The organism is Aquiflexum gelatinilyticum (assembly GCF_024813435.1).
Taxonomy (GTDB): Bacteria; Bacteroidota; Bacteroidia; order Cytophagales; family Cyclobacteriaceae; genus Cognataquiflexum; species Cognataquiflexum gelatinilyticum.
Genome location: NZ_JANAEZ010000005.1, coordinates 317,115 through 335,048, shown reverse-complemented (window position 1 = coordinate 335,048; position 17,934 = coordinate 317,115). Strand labels below are relative to the sequence as shown.

Annotated in this window: 17 protein-coding genes and 1 riboswitch; of the genes, 13 read left to right on the top strand and 4 right to left on the bottom strand. The window is 39.8% G+C overall.

What is annotated here, in order from left to right:
- Positions 1-35: 35 nt before the first annotated feature.
- From NK987_RS13375 to NK987_RS13315, 13 genes are all read left to right on the top strand, one after another.
- Complete coding sequence (locus NK987_RS13375; protein ID WP_259264262.1) at positions 36-758, top strand: 2-phosphosulfolactate phosphatase; 723 nt, start codon at positions 36-38, stop codon at positions 756-758.
- A 111-nt stretch (positions 759-869) separates the two neighbouring features.
- The gene (locus NK987_RS13370; protein WP_259264261.1) at positions 870-1,796 is read left to right on the top strand and encodes a ribose-phosphate pyrophosphokinase; all 927 of its coding nucleotides are present in this window, start codon (positions 870-872) and stop codon (positions 1,794-1,796) included.
- A gap of 40 nt (positions 1,797-1,836) precedes the next feature.
- The gene (locus tag NK987_RS13365; protein ID WP_258423139.1) at positions 1,837-2,409 is read left to right on the top strand and encodes a 50S ribosomal protein L25/general stress protein Ctc; all 573 of its coding nucleotides are present in this window, start codon (positions 1,837-1,839) and stop codon (positions 2,407-2,409) included.
- 86 nt (positions 2,410-2,495) lie between these two features.
- On the top strand, positions 2,496-3,056 hold the full coding sequence (gene pth / locus NK987_RS13360) for an aminoacyl-tRNA hydrolase (protein WP_258423140.1): 561 nt from the start codon (positions 2,496-2,498) through the stop codon (positions 3,054-3,056).
- Positions 3,057-3,343: 287 nt separating this feature from the next.
- Positions 3,344-3,451, top strand: a riboswitch (SAM riboswitch).
- A gap of 259 nt (positions 3,452-3,710) precedes the next feature.
- Positions 3,711-4,880, top strand: a complete 1,170-nt coding sequence (locus tag NK987_RS13355; protein ID WP_259264260.1) for a trans-sulfuration enzyme family protein — start codon at positions 3,711-3,713, stop codon at positions 4,878-4,880.
- Between the two features lie 56 nt (positions 4,881-4,936).
- Positions 4,937-6,184 (top strand): serpin family protein, encoded by a 1,248-nt coding sequence (locus NK987_RS13350; protein ID WP_259264259.1) that lies wholly within the window; start codon positions 4,937-4,939, stop codon positions 6,182-6,184.
- A 142-nt stretch (positions 6,185-6,326) separates the two neighbouring features.
- Positions 6,327-6,881 carry a YdeI/OmpD-associated family protein gene (locus NK987_RS13345; protein ID WP_259264258.1) on the top strand — a complete coding sequence of 185 codons (555 nt, stop codon included), beginning with the start codon at positions 6,327-6,329 and terminating at the stop codon, positions 6,879-6,881.
- 4 nt (positions 6,882-6,885) lie between these two features.
- Positions 6,886-7,311 (top strand): DUF1801 domain-containing protein, encoded by a 426-nt coding sequence (locus tag NK987_RS13340; RefSeq protein ID WP_259264257.1) that lies wholly within the window; start codon positions 6,886-6,888, stop codon positions 7,309-7,311.
- Between the two features lie 99 nt (positions 7,312-7,410).
- The gene (locus tag NK987_RS13335) at positions 7,411-7,824 is read left to right on the top strand and encodes a hypothetical protein (protein WP_259264256.1); all 414 of its coding nucleotides are present in this window, start codon (positions 7,411-7,413) and stop codon (positions 7,822-7,824) included.
- 77 nt (positions 7,825-7,901) lie between these two features.
- Positions 7,902-9,398, top strand: coding sequence for an efflux RND transporter periplasmic adaptor subunit (locus tag NK987_RS13330; protein ID WP_259264255.1), 1,497 nt, complete (start codon positions 7,902-7,904; stop codon positions 9,396-9,398).
- Positions 9,399-9,465: 67 nt separating this feature from the next.
- Positions 9,466-12,555, top strand: coding sequence for an efflux RND transporter permease subunit (locus tag NK987_RS13325; protein WP_259264254.1), 3,090 nt, complete (start codon positions 9,466-9,468; stop codon positions 12,553-12,555).
- Positions 12,552-13,733: a TolC family protein gene (locus NK987_RS13320; RefSeq protein WP_259264253.1), complete on the top strand. Its 1,182-nt coding sequence runs from the start codon at positions 12,552-12,554 to the stop codon at positions 13,731-13,733. The genes NK987_RS13325 and NK987_RS13320 overlap by 4 nt, the downstream gene beginning before the upstream one ends.
- A 57-nt stretch (positions 13,734-13,790) precedes the next feature.
- Positions 13,791-14,186, top strand: coding sequence for a hypothetical protein (locus NK987_RS13315; protein WP_259264252.1), 396 nt, complete (start codon positions 13,791-13,793; stop codon positions 14,184-14,186).
- 20 nt (positions 14,187-14,206) lie between these two features.
- On the opposite strand, the gene NK987_RS13310 is transcribed toward NK987_RS13315, so the two are convergent.
- The 4 genes from NK987_RS13310 to NK987_RS13295 are packed head-to-tail and all read right to left on the bottom strand — an operon-like array spanning position 14,207 to position 17,828.
- Positions 14,207-15,664 carry a sulfatase family protein gene (locus NK987_RS13310; RefSeq protein WP_259264251.1) on the bottom strand — a complete coding sequence of 486 codons (1,458 nt, stop codon included), beginning with the start codon at positions 15,662-15,664 and terminating at the stop codon, positions 14,207-14,209.
- 21 nt (positions 15,665-15,685) lie between these two features.
- Complete coding sequence (locus tag NK987_RS13305; protein ID WP_259264250.1) at positions 15,686-16,237, bottom strand: NADPH-dependent FMN reductase; 552 nt, start codon at positions 16,235-16,237, stop codon at positions 15,686-15,688.
- A 52-nt stretch (positions 16,238-16,289) separates the two neighbouring features.
- Positions 16,290-16,733, bottom strand: a complete 444-nt coding sequence (locus tag NK987_RS13300; protein WP_259264249.1) for a DUF1572 family protein — start codon at positions 16,731-16,733, stop codon at positions 16,290-16,292.
- A gap of 3 nt (positions 16,734-16,736) precedes the next feature.
- Positions 16,737-17,828: a 6-phosphofructokinase gene (locus tag NK987_RS13295; RefSeq protein WP_259264248.1), complete on the bottom strand. Its 1,092-nt coding sequence runs from the start codon at positions 17,826-17,828 to the stop codon at positions 16,737-16,739.
- Between the last annotated feature and the right edge of the window lie 106 nt (positions 17,829-17,934).

Below are 17,934 nucleotides of genomic sequence, written 5' to 3'. Positions count from 1 at the left end.
GGTATTCCTTTGCGGGTTTTTTTATTAAATCAAGCATGAGAAATATTGAAGTCTGCGTGAGTCCTGAATTGATTCACCTGTATGATACCAAAGGGAAAAATGTGGTCATCGTGGATATTTTTAGGGCGACTTCTACGATGATGGCAGCTTTAGCTAATGGTGTTGAATCAATCACACCCATCATGGACCTAGAGACTTGCCGTGGATTTGCTTCCAAAGGTTATGTCATAGCCGGAGAAAGAAACGGTCTTGCAGCGGAGGGATTTGAATTGGGAAATTCCCCTTTGGCCTATCTCAACCAAGCCTATGCAGGCAAGAAGATAGCCATGACGACAACCAACGGTACTTTGGCCATAGAAAAAACAAAAGCAGAGGCAAATCAGGTTCTGATTGGAGCATTTGTCAACCTCAAAGCCACAGCAAAATACCTTATTGGACAGCCACAAGATATTTTGATCCTATGCGCAGGGTGGAAAGGAAAATTCAATTTGGAGGATTCTTTATATGCGGGAGCTTTAGTCAGTAGTTTACATCCACATTTCCAAACAGAATGTGACTCGGCAATTGCTTTAAAGAGTCTTTATGAAAGCAATTCCCACAGACTTCAGATTTTCTTGGGACAAGCTTCCCACGCCAAAAGATTACAAAATCACAACATCGAATCAGATATTGATTTTTGTCTGACTTTGGATATTTATCAGATAGTCGGCTTGCTTTGCGGAGAGGTTTTGAAAGGTATTGATCCCAATGCCCAATAAAGTCAAATAATATCCCAATTATCGTTTGTTAAATTCTGAAAGCAATCAATTTTCAATACCTTTGCACCTACAAAGAAGCCTTTCTATTCACAGATTATCCTGTATACCATCATGTCTGAGGTCAAACTCTTCTCCGGAACCAATAGTATCCAACTTTCAGAAAAAATTGCCAAACATTACGGAAAACGTCTCGGGGACCTGACACTCTCCAAATTCAGTGATGGGGAAATGTCTCCAAGCTACAATGAATCAATAAGGGGCTGTACGGTATTCTTGATTCAGACCACCAATCCCACCGCCGATAATCTTTTAGAACTTTGCCTGATGATTGATGCTGCCAAAAGAGCAAGTGCTTACAAAGTATGTGCAGTGATTCCTTACTATGGGTATGCAAGACAAGACAGGAAAGACAGGCCTCGCGTTTCAATAGCAGCGAAACTCATTGCCAATATGTTGACCTCCGCAGGTGCTGACAGGATCATGACTTGTGATTTACATGCAGGACAAATTCAGGGTTTTTTTGATATTCCTTTGGATCATTTAAATGGATCAGCTATTTTTGTGCCCTATTTGGAAAGGCTGGCTTTGGACAATATGATTTTTGCTGCCCCCGATGTGGGAGGTGTTGCAAGGGCAAGAGCCTACGCCAAGCATTTCGAAGTAGAAATGGTAGTCTGTGATAAGCACAGAAAAAGAGCCAATGAGATAGCCTCTATGCAGGTTATAGGAGATGTGGAGGGTAAGGATGTAATTTTGGTAGATGACTTGGTGGATACTGCAGGAACACTTTGCAAAGCCGCACAAATCCTGATGGAAAAAGGTGCTACTTCTGTAAGGGCAATTGCCACACATGGGGTTTTATCAGGAAATGCATACCAAAATTTGGAGAATTCTGTTTTAAAAGAATTGGTAATCACAGATACCATTCCGATGAGTCAGTCATCCACCAAAATCAGAGTCCTTTCGGTTGCGGATTTGTTTGCCAAGGCAATCCATGCTGTGACAGGAAACACCTCCATCAGTGCATTATTTATTTAGGATTACTTAATCAATTATATACAAACAAATTAAAAAATTTATGAAATCATTAGAGATTATAGGGTTTAAAAGAGCAAATCTCGAGAGTGGAGAGTTGAAGCAGATCCGTGAAGAAGGTAGTGTACCTTGCGTAGTTTACGGTCCTGCGATCAAAGAACAAATCCACTTTTATTCTCCTGCCATTCTTTTCAGAGACCTTGTTTACACACCAGATGTGCACATGGTTGACTTGAATATTGAAGGCACCAAAATGAAAGCTGTATTGAAAGATTGCCAGTTTCACCCTGTAAGTGACGTATTGTTGCATGCGGATTTCTTGGCATTCAGTCCTGATAGACCTATCAAATTTGAAATTCCTGTAGAAATCGTAGGAACTGCTCCAGGTGTTCAAAAAGGTGGTAAGTTGGAATTCAAAACAAGAAAAATCGCTGTAAAAGGATTGGCAGCAAATCTTCCGGATAAAATCAGAGTTGACGTATCAAACTTGGATCTTGGAAAATCATTCAGAGTAGGCGAAGTTAAAGCTGAAGGCTTTGATATCCTGACAAGTCCAAATGTTTCGATCATCTCTATTGGTATCCCAAGAGCGTTGAGAGGTAAAAAAGGTGAATAATTTCACTTCTTTAACCAATAAATCAAATCCTGCTTAGTCCATAAGCAGGATTTTTTATTTTTGCTTTACATTTGAAATTTGAATTGATGAAATATTTGATTGTTGGACTTGGAAATATCGGTCCTGAATATGAACTGACCCGACATAATGTTGGATTTTTGACTGTAGATAGACTGGCAGACAAGCAAGGCGTTACTTGGAAAAGTGACCGGCTTGCATTCAGTACCAATTTCAAATACAAAAGCAGACAGATTTATTTGATCAAACCTACCACTTACATGAATCTCAGCGGTAGGGCTGTGAATTATTGGATGAAAGAATTGGGTATTCCCAAAGAGAACATCATGGTCATCGTGGATGATGTCGCATTGCCTTTTGGTAAATTGAGAATGAGGGGAAAAGGATCTTCAGCCGGTCACAATGGATTGAAAAACATCGAAGAACTTACAGGTGGTCAAGAATATCCCAGATTGAGATTTGGTATTGGAGATGATTTTCCCAAGGGAAGGCAAATAGAATATGTTCTCGGCAGATGGACTCAAAAAGAAATCGACGAACTTCCGATTTTTATGGACAAAGCCATAGATATGGTGCTGAGCTTCTGCACGGTCGGAATCAATATGACGATGACACAATTTAATGATTAAATGAAGATTTGAGATTTGAGATAAGAGATGTGAGACATGAGACACAAACCCCAAATCCTAACCGAATCCAATGTCCATTAATATCCACTATCTATAAATATCCATTATTACCCTATTCACAATTTATTTCAACCTTATTTCTATCATTTTTCTATAGTATTTCAACCTTATTTCCAGCGTATTTCAACCTTATTTCAATACTATTTACCTTCAATGAAAAAGTATTATGGAATAATCTTTTGAAATCAACTTTTTCGAAACTTAATTTGTGAACACTTCAGGCAACTGATTTATAAAGAAGAGGCAAGAGAACAGGCTCGCTGACCCTCTGGCAACCACCCCGACACTTCGGGAAAGGTGCCAATACCTGCCCGAACTAAAGGGAACTATAAATTAGACATTATGCGATTTTATTTTCATTTATTGGGTGTTTTCAAGTTTGATAAGTACGATGTACGAAGTACGATGTACGAAGCACGAAGTACGAAGAATGATGAAGCGCATATTTCTAATTTTTCATCTATCTTAAATAATCTGTTTCCTTGCCATAAATTTATATTGGCACTGATTTTTTTTTTCTACCAAATTCCAATCACGCATTTCCTTATTTCAATACACTTCTAACCTATTAACCAATAGCTAAATACCATTTCTATGTCCCGTTTTGAAACAGATGCCATCCGCATCAATGCAAGCAAATCAAGCCAAAGAGAGCATTCCTCGCCGATTTACCTGACTTCAAGTTTTACTTTTGATTCAGCAGAGGAAGCAAGGCAGATGTTTGCAGAAGAAATTGAAGGAAATATTTATTCAAGGTATTCGAATCCCAATTCCTCTGATCTGATCCAAAAAGTATGTGCAGCAGAAGGAACAGAATCCGGAATTGCGACCTCGTCCGGAATGGCGGCCATGTTTGGAAGTATTGCATCCCTTTTGCAGCAAGGAGACCATATATTGGCTTCTCGCTCTCTTTTCGGTTCTACTCATCAGTTGCTTACGCGCATATTTCCAAAATGGGGAATTACTTCTACTTACGGAGATATTTCGGATTTTCACCATTGGGACAAACTGGTGCAGCCCAACACCAAAATGCTGTTCATCGAGACACCTTCCAATCCGGGATTAGAAATCATTGACCTGGAGTGGGCAGGAAAATTTGCGGCTGCGCACAACCTGATCTTAGTAGTGGACAATTGCTTTGCCACACCTTACCTCCAGCAACCTGCAAAATGGGGAGCGCATATCGTCACGCATTCTGCCACCAAGTACATCGACGGTCAAGGTCGTGTTTTGGGAGGATTGATTTTAGGAAAAAAAGAACTGATCAAAGAAGTGGAATTTTTCACAAGACATACTGGCCCATCGATCTCCCCTTTCAATGCCTGGATTTTGTCAAAAAGCATGGAAACATTGGCTGTCAGAATGGACAGGCATTGCGAAAATGCTTTGAAAGTGGCCTCCTATTTTGAGGGGAATACAGAAATTGACTTTGTCAAATATCCTTTCCTTCCCTCCCATCCCCAATATGATCTTGCCAAAAAACAAATGAAACAAGGAGGAGGCATCATCACCCTGACCTTGAAAGGAGGATTGGCAAGGGCACAAAAATTCATAGATTCCCTTCAGATGGTATCCATCACTCCAAACCTCGGAGACAGCCGCAGCATCATCACCCATCCTGCATCTACCACGCATAGCAAACTCTCGGTGGAGGAAAGGGCTAAAGTCGGGATATCGGACGGATTGGTAAGACTTTCAGTCGGTTTGGAACATTATGAAGATATTATTCAGGATGTAGAAAGGGCATTGGTGAAATCTAAGTAATTTTCTTTGTAGCGTTTTGCCACTATTCTCCGTTTAGTCAATCAAATGCTCAAACTATGAAAAAACTTCTCTTTCCCCTCTTTTCATTTGGTGCACTATTTTTTGCCTGTGTGCCTTCCGAAGAAATAAAACCAGTAGAAGCAAATTTGAGAACATTGGCCACATATGAGAAAGAACTGGCCAATTCAAGTACAAAATTCGCGCTTGATCTTTTTGCACAGTTGAATGACCCTGAAGAGGCCAATCAGTTTTATAGTCCTTATAGCATTCATCAGGCACTTTCTATGACCATGAACGGAAACGAGAGTGAAGTTCTTCAAGAATTTATAGATCTTCTGCGGTATGAAGGGATGAGTATAAATGATGCCAATCGAGGCTCCAAAGAATTGACCGAGTTTTTGCTCCAAGTTGATCCGAAAGTTAAATTGGCCATTGCCAATGCCATTTGGTACAAGCAGGAGTATCAAGTACAAGTGCCTTTCAAAAATACCGCTAGGGAATACTACAATGCTGAAATCGCAGGACTTGACATGCTCAATCCCAATTCAGTCAACATCATCAACAACTGGATAGCCCAAAAGACCAACAACCTGATACAAGATATGCTGGATGAAATCCCCACCGATGCAGTCATGTACCTGGTCAATGCTATTTACTACAAAGCTGATTGGAAGTATCAATTTGTAGCCTCCAAAACTAAAAAGGAGCCCTTTTATTCCAACCCAGAGAAAACTATTCAGGTAGATATGATGGACTTGGATAAACCATCCGCATTTAGAAGTTATTTTGGAGATGGATACCACTACTTTGAAATACCCTATTCCACAGGCCAATATTCCATGGCAATTCTGTACAATCCGCAAGGAGATCTTGATCAGGTAAGCCCATATTTAAACCTTGGTAACATTGAAATGTGGCGAGAGAATGCCCAAGAAAGAAATTTCATTCTAAAAATGCCAAAATTCAAGATGAAGTACAAAATGGCAAACATGAAAGATGACCTCAAGGAAATGGGATTGGTCAAGCCTTTCTCTTTCCATCCCGATAACTTCACTAAATTGTTTTCTAATCCCACTGATGATCTGAAAATCTCAAGGGTCATTCACGATGCAATGATTGAAGTGGATGAAAAAGGCAGCGAGGCGGCAGCAGCTACCATTGTGGAAGTCATAGAAAAAACTTCAGCCGGACCTTCCTTACCTTCAGTAGTTACTTTGGACAAACCTTTCATTTTCTTTATTCAGGAAAAACACAGTGGTGCGATTCTATTTATGGGAAAACTGGGTGATCCTTCAAAACTTTGATGTTATGTGAGTTAGGACCAATAGGCATAAAAGGCCGACTTTTGTGCCTTTGGTGCTATTTCATTATTTTTTGTCCAAGCCTAAGGCTGGTATTTTATCTGAATCAGAATTAAATTAGATTCTGATTCAAATCCTTCCCAAAATGATCAAAAACCCAAAGGAAATATTGGAAAAACTGAAATCCGTTATTTCACAAACGGAACTTGTGAGAACTGTCAAATGGGGAATTGATGTCTATACTTATCAGGGTCAAAATGTTTTGGGCATCGCCGCATTCAAATCCTATGTCGGGATTTGGTTTTATAACGGAGTATCTCTTTCGGATCCTGCGCAGGTTTTGGTCAATGCACAGGAAGGGAAAACCAAATCCCAAAGACAATGGAGATTCCATTCCATAGAAGAAATCAATCGGAATTTAATAGTTTCTTATGTTAAGGAAGCAATTGAAAATGCAAAAAAAGGATTTAAGCCAGTAATCCAAAAATCCGAAGAAATAGAATTTCCACCTATACTTTGTGAGGCTTTGGGTTCGAATGAGGAACTCAATTTCTGTTTTGAAAAACTCAGCTCCTCCAAACAAAAAGAATATGCTGCCTATATTTCAGAAGCCAAAAGGGAAGCAACTCAAATTGCGCGGATAGAAAAGATAAAACCGATGATCATGCAGGGAATCGGCCTTAACGACAAATACAAATAAAACCATGACCAAGAACAAAACCCAGGAAACTGAGAGCCCAGTAATTGATTTTATCAATTCCATTGAAAATGAGCAAAAACGAAAAGACAGCTTTGAACTGATCAGAATTTTTCAAGAGGTGTCAGGATTTGAACCCAAAATGTGGGGAACAAGCATCATCGGTTTTGGAAACTATCATTACAAATATGAGAGTGGACATGAAGGAGATGCTCCTTTGACAGGATTTTCACCAAGAAAGGCTGCTATTTCCCTATATTTTTCTTGTGATATAGAAGATCAGCATGGTTCTCTCCTTGCCCAGTTGGGAAAATTCAAAAACGGTAAATCCTGTGTCTATATCAACAAACTTTCTGATGTAAAAGAAGAAATAATCAAAGCCCTAGCCAAAGAATCCATCCATTTTATCCAGGAAAAATATCCTATTAAGTGACATCTGTCATAAACCGTTTTATTTAGAGTCTTTATATTTAGAGCAGAAAATCAGGAAATTGTTGAGATTCCTTTCGCCCGTTACATATATTTGAGTTAAATGATAAAAAGGTACTTCTCCTTATTTTTTCTTGCCCTCTCTACATTGATTATGTTGGGACACAGCATTATTCCTCATCAACATCCCGGATATCTAGATAAATCTCACCACAATCACCATTCAGACCAAGGCAAAATCCTAGGATTCAATACAGCAGATCATCATGGCGTTTTGGATAATGTCTTTTCCTTTGTTCCTCATGGACAAAAAGGTGTCGAATGCGTCTCTTGTCCTAATATGGACGAAACATACAACAAACAATACTTTGATTTCAATGCCATAATCCCAATCCATAATCTAATAAATTATAGGATATCCGACATTCAACCATACTTTTTTGACTATCCTGATGCTTTACTTATTTCAAGATATTTTCCACCGGGCGGCCTAAGGGCACCGCCGTTTTTCTCCTAATTTTCCCCTGACATCAAATCCACTCAGATTTGATAAATTACCCATAATTTCCAATTCAAAACTTTAATTGAAATTCCATGAAAAAGGTTTTTACCCTTTTGGCTTGGCTACTGATTATTGCTTTCAGCTGTAATCAACCACATGACCACAGCCACGATGAAGAGGAGGCTATCCCTCCTGTAGCGTTGACTTCTTATTCAGATAATACTGAACTTTTTGTTGATTTTCCTTATCTGATTGCAGGCAAGCCAACAACATTGATGGTTCACCTTACCCGACTTGGAGAGAAATTCCAACCCATCCAAGATGGAAAAATTACGGTAAACCTCAATATTGAAGGAAAAACAAATTCAATCAAAACTGAAAGTCAATCGAATCCTGGAATCTATGAGGTGGAGATAATCCCTGAAATCGCCGGTACCGGAAAACTTATTTTTGATATCCAAAGCGCTGAAGTTTCAGAGAAATTTGTTTTTGAAAATATTGAAGTATTCAGTGACTTGGTAGCTGTAGTCAGAAACCAGAAAGAAGCAACAGCCGCAAATGAAATCTCTTATTTGAAGCCTCAGGCTTGGAACATTGATTTTGCAAATGAACCTGTTCGCAGGACCACTTTCAGGGAAATCCTCAAATCGAGCGGTCAAGTCCTTGCCGCACCCGGTGATGAAACTGTAATCACAGCCAATTCAAGCGGAGCTATACTTTTTGCCAGCAATAAAACCATAATCGGCTCTACACTGAATGTTGGAGATCACTTATTCACCATTTCGGGAGGAAACCTTGCTCAGCAAAACCCAGAAGTGTATTACAAAGAAACCAAAGCCAAATATGAATTAGCAAAAGCTGAATTTGAAAGGGCCGAAATTTTGGTCAAAGACAAGATTATTTCGCAAAAAGATTACCTCCAATCCAAGCTTGAATTTGAAAACATGCAGGCTAACTTTCAGGCTGTATCCAAAAATTATTCAGCCTCCGGCCAAAAGGTAACTTCGAATTCAACCGGTTTTCTTAAAAACCTCTTGGTATCCGAAGGGCAATATGTCGAACCAGGTACTCCATTGGCAATCATCAGCAAAAACAAGAAAGCACTGCTTCAGGCTAATGTTTCCCAAAAATACTTCCAAAAGCTAGCCGTAATTAGTGCAGCAAATTTCAAAATTGTAAGCGATGAGTCGGTTTTCAATACAGAGGAAATGAACGGAAAAGTCATCTCCTACGGAAAAAGCACTTCTGAAAACGCCTCTTACATTCCTATCACTTTTGAAATTGACAATATTGGAAACATTATTCCAGGTTCGGTAGCTGAGGTCTTCCTAAAATCTAGCACAATTCCGGATGCTTTGGTTATTCCTATTTCGGCTCTGATGGAAGAGCAGGGCAATTTTTTTGTGTTTGTACAAACAGGTGGAGAAACTTTTGAAAAGAGGGAAATAAAATTGGGTGGGAATGACGGGAGGCACGTACAGGTACATTCAGGGCTGAAAGAGGGAGAAAGGGTAGTCACCAAAGGAGCTTATGCCATCAAACTGGCAAGTGCATCAGGGGCGATTCCAGAGCATGGTCATTCACATTGACCTTGAATAGTTTTGTAGGTAAATAAATATATCCTACTGATTTTCAATTTAATAAATCAAAAAAAACATGCTCAACAGAATCTTAAAATTCTCTCTTAATAATAGACTTTTGGTCATAGTCGGCTTTGCCCTGCTATCACTTTTTGGAACATACATCGCTTTCAATATGGAAGTGGATGTATTTCCTGACCTGACAGCCCCTACAGTAGTGGTTTTGACTGAAGCACATGGAATGGCTCCTGAAGAAGTCGAGCGGCTAGTCACTTTTCCCATAGAAACTTCAGTCAATGGTGCAAGCAATGTCAGACGTGTCCGCAGTGCTTCCTCTGGTGGATTTTCTGTCGTATGGGTGGAATTTGAATGGAACACAGATATTTATCTTGCAAGGCAGGTAGTCAATGAAAAACTGGGTACAATCGCAGATAAACTTCCTGTGGGTGTTGGGACCCCTACCATGGCCCCTCAATCTTCCATAATGGGAGAAATCATTTTTGTCGCCTTGACTGCTGACAGCACTTCTATGATGGAACTGAGGACAATGGCAGATTGGATAATTAGACCACGGCTTTTGGCCACAGGAGGGGTAGCACAGGTTATCGTCTATGGCGGAGACTTCAAACAATACCAAATCCAGGCCAATCCCCAAAGGATGAATTTCCATCAAGTTTCACTTTCAGAACTCATAAAAGCTGCCAAAGAATCCAACGGCAACTCTTCAGGTGGGTTTTTAAATGAATATGGAAATGAATACATCATCAAAGGAATCGGCCGGACAAATGATATAAACGAAATCGGAAGATCCGTCATCAAAAAATCAAAAGGACAAGTCATCCGAATTGAAGACATCGCAGAGATCAAAATCGGAGCTGCGCCAAAAATCGGAGATGCCTCAAGCAATGGAAAGCCTTCGATTGTTTTGGCAGTTTCCAAACAACCAAACGTCAATACCTTGGTTTTGACAAACAAGATCGACGAGGCAGTCATTGATTTACAAAAATCACTTCCCGAAGACATCAATTTTAACACCAAGGCTTTCAGGCAGGCCGATTTCATCAATGCCTCCATCAGCAATATTCAAAGAACCCTGATGGAGGGAAGTGCCTTTGTAGTGATCATTCTTTTTTTGTTTTTGATGAATTGGCGGGCAACAGTGATTTCCCTTTTGGCAATTCCGATATCTTTATTGGTCGCGATCCTGACACTGAAATGGCTTGGATTTACGATAAATACCATGAGTTTGGGAGGAATGGCGATCGCAATCGGTGATTTGGTTGACGATGCCATCATCGATGTAGAGAACGTTTTGAAAAGGCTGAAGGAAAATGCCAAAAAACCTCTCAAGGAAAGGATAAATCAGCTTGAAGTGATTTTCAATGCTTCTTTTGAAATCCGTCAGTCAATCATCAATGCGACTTTCATCATCATTGTGGCTTTTCTCCCTTTGTTTTTTCTTTCAGGAATGGAAGGAAAACTTTTGGCTCCTTTGGGCATTGCCTTTATTGTGGCTCTTTTTGCTTCTTTGATCATTGCTATCACTCTGACGCCTGTCCTGTGCAGTTACATGCTGACAAATGAAGCTAGACTCGAAAAACAGGAAAAAGAAAGTTGGCTTGTGACAAGGCTTCAAAATTATTATGTCTCCTTCTTGGAATTTGCGATGAAGTGGAAAAAAGCTTTCATCGGTTCCGCGTTGGCGATGTTGGTGGTAGCGGTTTTGGCATTTACACAATTGGGGAGAAGCTTTTTGCCTGAATTCAATGAGGGAGCTTTGACTATTGCGGCTGTATCTCTCCCGGGACTTTCTCTTGAAGAAAGCAATAAAATCGGTAAAAGAGTTGAGGAAGCTTTGTTGACTGTTCCTGAGGTCATCTCGACCACAAGAAGGACAGGCCGGTCTGAACTTGATGAACATGCACAGGGAGTCAATTCCTCTGAAATCGAAGTTCCTTTTGAACTTGGAGAAAGAACAAGAGCGGAGTTTTTGGCGGATGTGAGAGAAAAGCTTTCCGTAGTCAAAGAAGCCAATATTTCCATTGGTCAACCGATTTCGCATAGGATTGACCATATGCTTTCGGGCACAAGAGCAAACATTGCCATCAAAATATTCGGCTCGGATCTCAACAGGATGAATTCCCTAGGCAATCAGATCAAGAATGAAATACAGGATATCGAAGGATTGGTGGACCTCAGCGTGGAACCCCAAATCGAAATACCCCAAATCCAGATCAAAGCTAAAAGAGAACTCCTGAGCCATTACGGGATTACCATCGGGCAGTTCAATGAATTTGTGGATGCGGGATTATCGGGTGAAAAAGTGTCTGATATATATGAGGAAAACCGCTCTTTTGACCTTATTGTGAGGTTTGACCCACAAAATAGAGAAAAAATGGAAGACATTCTCAATACTCAGATTGACACCCATTCTGGAGAAAAAATCCCGCTTCATTATGTCGCTGAAGTCATTTCCACCAGCGGGCCAAATACCATCAACAGGGAAAATGTCCAAAGAAAAACAGTGGTATCTGCAAACGTGGCCGGCAGAGACCAAAAATCTGTGGTGGATGAAGTGCGTCAAAGAATCAATGACAATATAAAATTGCCGGAAGGCTACCATGTCGAACTTGGTGGTCAATTTGAAGCTGAGGAAGAAGCCTCTTCTACCCTATTGATCGCTTCCCTGTTTTCCATTTTAGTGATTTTTCTAATCCTTTTTCAGGAATTCAAAAACGGAAAAATTGCAGCCATTATCCTGATCAACCTCCCATTGGCTCTGATTGGTGGTATTTTGAGTATTTATTTTTCCAATGGGATTTTGAGTATTCCTGCCATCATCGGATTCATCACATTGTTTGGAATTGCAACAAGAAACGGGATCTTGCTTGTATCGCACTATGAAACCTTGAAAGAACAAGGAATGGACCTTTACCAAAGAGTCATCCAAGGTTCCAAAGACAGATTGAGTCCTATTTTGATGACTGCCATTACAGCAGGTCTTGCTTTGATACCATTGGCACTTGCAAGTGACCTTCCGGGAAATGAAATCCAAAGCCCGATGGCAAAGGTCATTTTGGGCGGATTGACGACTTCAACGCTTTTGAACCTTATCATTGTGCCAATGGTGTACTATTTATCCAAATCCAAATCTGAGATAAAATGAAAAAATTGATTCATTCATTCCTGCTGACATCCGTACTTTCCTTTCAGGTATTGGCCCAGGTGAGCATGGAGGACATTTTGGGGGAGATTGAAAAAAACAACAAAACCTTACAAGCCAATGCCCAAAATTTAGAGGCGCAAAAGCTTGCTTTTAAATCCTCCAATCCTCTTTACAACCCAAATGTAGCATACGATTTTATGTATGGATTTCCTTTAAACGCCGGAAACCAAACAGATTTTCTGATCAATCAGGCCTTCGATTTTCCTACTTCCTACGGAAAAAGAAAACAACTTGCCGAGGGGAGATCTACTCAATCTGATCTTCAATACAATGCAGGAAGACAGGAAATACTCTTTGACGCACAGAGTACCTGTCTTGAACTTGTCTATAGAAACAAACTTCAGGTTCAGCTTCAGGAAAGAAAAGCGTATACTGAAGGTTTGTTGGAAAGCTTTGAAAAAAAACTGAATACAGGTGAAGGCAATATCCTTGATGTCAATAAGGCCAAACTCCAACTCATTGAAATCAATAAAGACTACCAGCTTAACCTTTCCCAGATCAACCAGCTTACCCAAAAATTAACTGGCTTAAATGGAGGAAATGACATCATGTTCCTGTCCACCCAATATCCAATAATCGATCACATTGGGGATTTTGAGGAGCTATATGCAGAAATTCAATCCAAAGATCCTACTCTGAAGTTCATCGAAATGGATATTTCTTCAGCCCAAAAACAGGTAGAACTTTCCAAAGCGATGGCACTGCCAAAACTCGAAGCGGGTTATCGACACCAAGCTATTCTGGGCCAGCGCTTCAATGGTTTCCACCTTGGAACTTCCATCCCACTTTGGGAAAATAAATATAAAGTGAGACAAAGTGAAGCTGAACTTTCAACTTCTAGCCTCAAAGTTCTCCAATATCAAAATGACAAATACGCGTCCTCAAGACAGCTTTTTGAAAAATATGAGAAGCTAACCCTCACTTTGAATGAATACAAAACAGTCCTATCGGCTCTCAATAGCAAAGAATACCTGGACAAAGCTTTGGCTGTGGGGCATATCTCTACCATCGAATATTTTTTGGAAAGCAATTACTATTACATGGCATACAACAATTACCTTCAAACAGAATTTGAATACTATGCCACCATTGCGGAAATCTTAAAATTCAGATTATGAAATTGATGCTCAATTACCTGATTATTTGAGACCATATCATATTGAAATTAATCGCCAATGAAAAAATTTCTTACTCAAAACTTCGCCGCAAATGGAATCCTGCTAATTACCTCAGCTACATTGGTGTTCCATTTTTTAATTCTCTTTGGAATAATTCCTTTTGAGAATACCTGGGGTGGAAGGTTGGAAAATAGAGAGCAGATGATTGTTTTTGAATCCATTTCCATATTAATTACCATTTTGGTAATCATTGCGGTAGGGATTAGGATTGGATATTTGAATTGGGATGTCAAGCACAAATTACTTAGCGTATTTTTTTATATTCTCTCACTTGTCTTTGGACTCAATACTTTGGGGAATATTTTCGCAGACAATGACTTTGAAAAATACTTTGCAACCCCGTTGACCTTGATTTTGGCTATTTTTTGCTTGAGGCTCGCAAAAGAAAAATAAACTTTCCTGAAATCTTGGATTCAATTGACATTACCTGGTTCCCTGGTATTTTTGCCTTGTCGGTTTTGTAGGGCATCTCCCATATCTGCCCGTGCTTTTTCTGCCAATGCATTCATTTTGAAGACAATTTCAGGATTTTGATCAAATACATTTTTTGACTCTGAAGGATCTGTCGGAATATGGTAAAGTTCCATTTCTTTCATATCAATCATGTAATAATCGATCGGATTACCATCATTTCTAAAAGCTTGACCCGGAGCAATGCTTCTGTATTTGTGGGGGAAATAGAGTTTCCAGTCTCCCATGACCACCGCCTGAAGTTCATTTCTGTTGTAATAAATAAAATAGGCCTCCTGCTGTGAGGTTGCATTTGCATCGGTAAGCATGGGAAAAATGTTTTTCCCATCTATAGGTAAAGAAGGTAATGATGCTCCTGTCAACTTTGCAATTGTCGGCAAAATATCAATACTCATGGCAGGATTCTGCTGTACCAAACCCGCAGGAATATGACCTTTCCACTTCATGATGGCAGGAACTTTGACACCGCCATCCCAAGATGTACCTTTTCCTTCCTTTAGTGGTCCTGCCGAACCTGAATGTCCCGAATAAGAAAGCCATGGGCCATTATCTGAAAGGAAAATAACCAAAGTATTTTCTTCCAAACCGCTATCTTTCAATGCCTTCATTAACTCACCCACTGACCAATCAATCTCCATGACTACATCTCCATATAGTCCTTTTGGAGACTTTCCTTTAAACTTATCAGAAACAAAAAGAGGCACATGAGGCTGAGGATGTGCGAGATATAGAAAAAAAGGCGATTGCTTATTCCGCTTAATAAATTCTACAGCCTTTTGGGTAAATTCTGTGGTCAACGTGCTTTGGTCTGAAAAAAGTGTATCGATAACTTTCTCATTATAGTACAATGGAAGCGGTGGATAGTAATTTTTGGTTTGTGGATGGTTTGGCCACATGTCATTGGAATAAGGAATTCCATAAAACTCATCAAAACCCTGATTGGTAGGTAAAAACTCAGGCTGATGTCCCAAATGCCATTTGCCAAAGATAGCAGTTTGGTAACCTGTAGGCTTCAGCATTTCCGCAATTGTAGTTTCCTTAGGATTCAAGCCATGCTTTGCCATATGGTCTAAAGCCCCATGTATGCCAATCCGATTGGAATATGTCCCGGTCAACAATGCTGCTCTTGAGGCTGAGCAAACTGCCTGAGCTACGTAAAAATTGGTAAACTTCACTCCTTCTTTGGCCATTTGATCAAGATTTGGTGTGGCAATATCAGGAGAGCCATATGTTCCCAAGTCACCATAACCCAAGTCATCGATGAAGATCAAAACCACATTGGGTTTTTTTTCATCTGTTTTTGAATCCAAATCCGCACCCGATAATATGGTCGGAAAACCAATTTTGAAAATAAAAACTATGGTTAAAATCAGCCTTTGAATTGAAATGATGTTATTCATATATTTTCCTAAGACTGTCAACTATTTACCCAATCTTTCCACCAACCAAAAATAATCTTCTAAAAATCTCTCAATCGGCTTTTCAAATGAGGCATCCAAAAGTTCTCCTTTTTCATCAAACTTTTTGTCCATCTGGGGGGTGACCAACAAAGTCGGGGAAACAATCCCAAATAGTGCAACCGACAATTGGACAAGCTGTTGTGCAGCACGCATCCCTCCCATCAGTCCTGTTGATCCTGTGACGATGCCAAAGGCTTTTTGCTTAAAAATAGGTTTTGAAAAATAGTCAAGGAAATTTTTCATCACAGAAGAATAGCCCCCATTGTATTCCGGTGATACGATTATAAATCCATCTGCCTCATCCATTTTTGTAAACAAATCCAAATATTCAGCAGGGACATCATCCTTTGATTGCCAGACTTTTTGGATAGGTGGCATGAATGATTCTTTCATGTCGATCAAGTCGATTTGGAGATTTTCTTCCTTTGCCAACTTTTTAAAAAGGTTTACGGCAATTCTATTGGAAATAGAACCATTCCTTGGACTCCCAGAAATAATTACAATCTTTTTCATCAAAAATACTTTAAAATACTGAAAATAAATTACTTATGAACCCATTACTTAATCAATTGTCCAATAACCTTCTGTGGTAATTTACCTGACCCATGTGGTAATTCAAATGCCCTTGTAAGTGCATCATGAAATATTCGTAGGTCATGGGTTTACCAAAAACTTCAAGTGGATAGTTTGAAGAAAAGTTGTTTTCCCCAAAACCTGACATTGTTTCATTGATGACTTCGATAGTCTCCAAAACCTGAACAATTAATTGGGCTCTCGGAATATTTCTCAAGGAAAATTCCGCCTCTCTGTTTCTGATATATCCGGTATTTCCCATCACAGCACCAATAAAATGATTGAGATTACCGACTAGGTGAAGCGCCAAGGTCCCTGCGGAATTGGTGATAATCCCTGATACCTCCCATATATTTTTCTCATCCTTGTAGGCCTCCAATTCGGATATGAGTTTCTTCAAATCCCTTTCAAACAATTGAATCAATACATCTTTCATAGTCTAATCTCCAAATGTAATACCGAGGTCTTTTGCTCCTTTTACAATAAAACTGTCTTTTTTTACAAAATTATAATCCTTTGTTGCTTCCTCTAAAGGGACAGCTATGAAATCGTTATTTTTGAACGAAACCATTTTTCCAAATTCACCATTGGCGACCATCTCAAAAGCTTTGACCCCAAACAAGGAAGCCAAAACCCGGTCAAATGCTGAAGGTGTTCCTCCCCTTTGAACGTGACCTAATACTGTTTCCCTGATTTCGGCAGTGATACCGGCATCTTTGAGCTGTTGGGTCAATTGATAGGCTACACCTCCCAATCTCACATGTCGGGAACCTTCATCACCAGCATGTGATACTATGGTACCTTCTTTGGCTTTTGCCCCTTCGGCAATAACAATGATGACAAATCCTCTTCCTTTATCATATCGGGATTGGATTTTCTCCACCAATTTCTTGATATCATACGGAATCTCCGGAATTAGGCAAATCTCTGCTCCACCCGAAATCGCCGTATGCAATGCAATCCAACCGGCATCCCTTCCCATGACCTCCATGATCATCACCCGATGATGGCTTTCGGCTGTAGTCACCAACTTATCTAAACTGTCGGAAGCAATTTGTACTGCCGTCTGAAAACCAAATGTCATATCAGTGGCAGAAAGGTCATTGTCGATGGTTTTGGGAACTCCCACGATGTTCAGCCCATGTTTGAAAAGCGCTTGGGAAATCTTTTGTGAACCATCTCCCCCGATATTGATGACAGCATCAAAACCAAGTTCTTTGATCCTGTCAGCCAAAACATTGGTTCTGTCCACAAATTTGAAATTACCTTTTTCATCTTTGACAGGAAAATGCAAAGGATCAGCTTTATTGGTGGTTTTCAGAATGGTGCCCCCCTTCACATGGATGCCTGCAATTTTCTTCTTTGTAAGTTTTATAATTTCAGGAGGATCAGAATAAACCCCGTTAAAAGCCTCCCTGCTTCCATATACTTCCCAATCTTTTTCTTTTTTGGCTCTTTTGCAGATCCCTCTGATCACTGCATTCAACCCGGGGCAATCTCCTCCTCCGGTTGCTATTAAAAGTTTTTTCATGTTGTCTTAAAATGCTTAGTATGGAATCTGCAACTTACGAAATTAGTACCTTAATTCAGGAATACAGATTAAGTAATTCCTTCCATAGGTAAAAGAATGCTGCCAA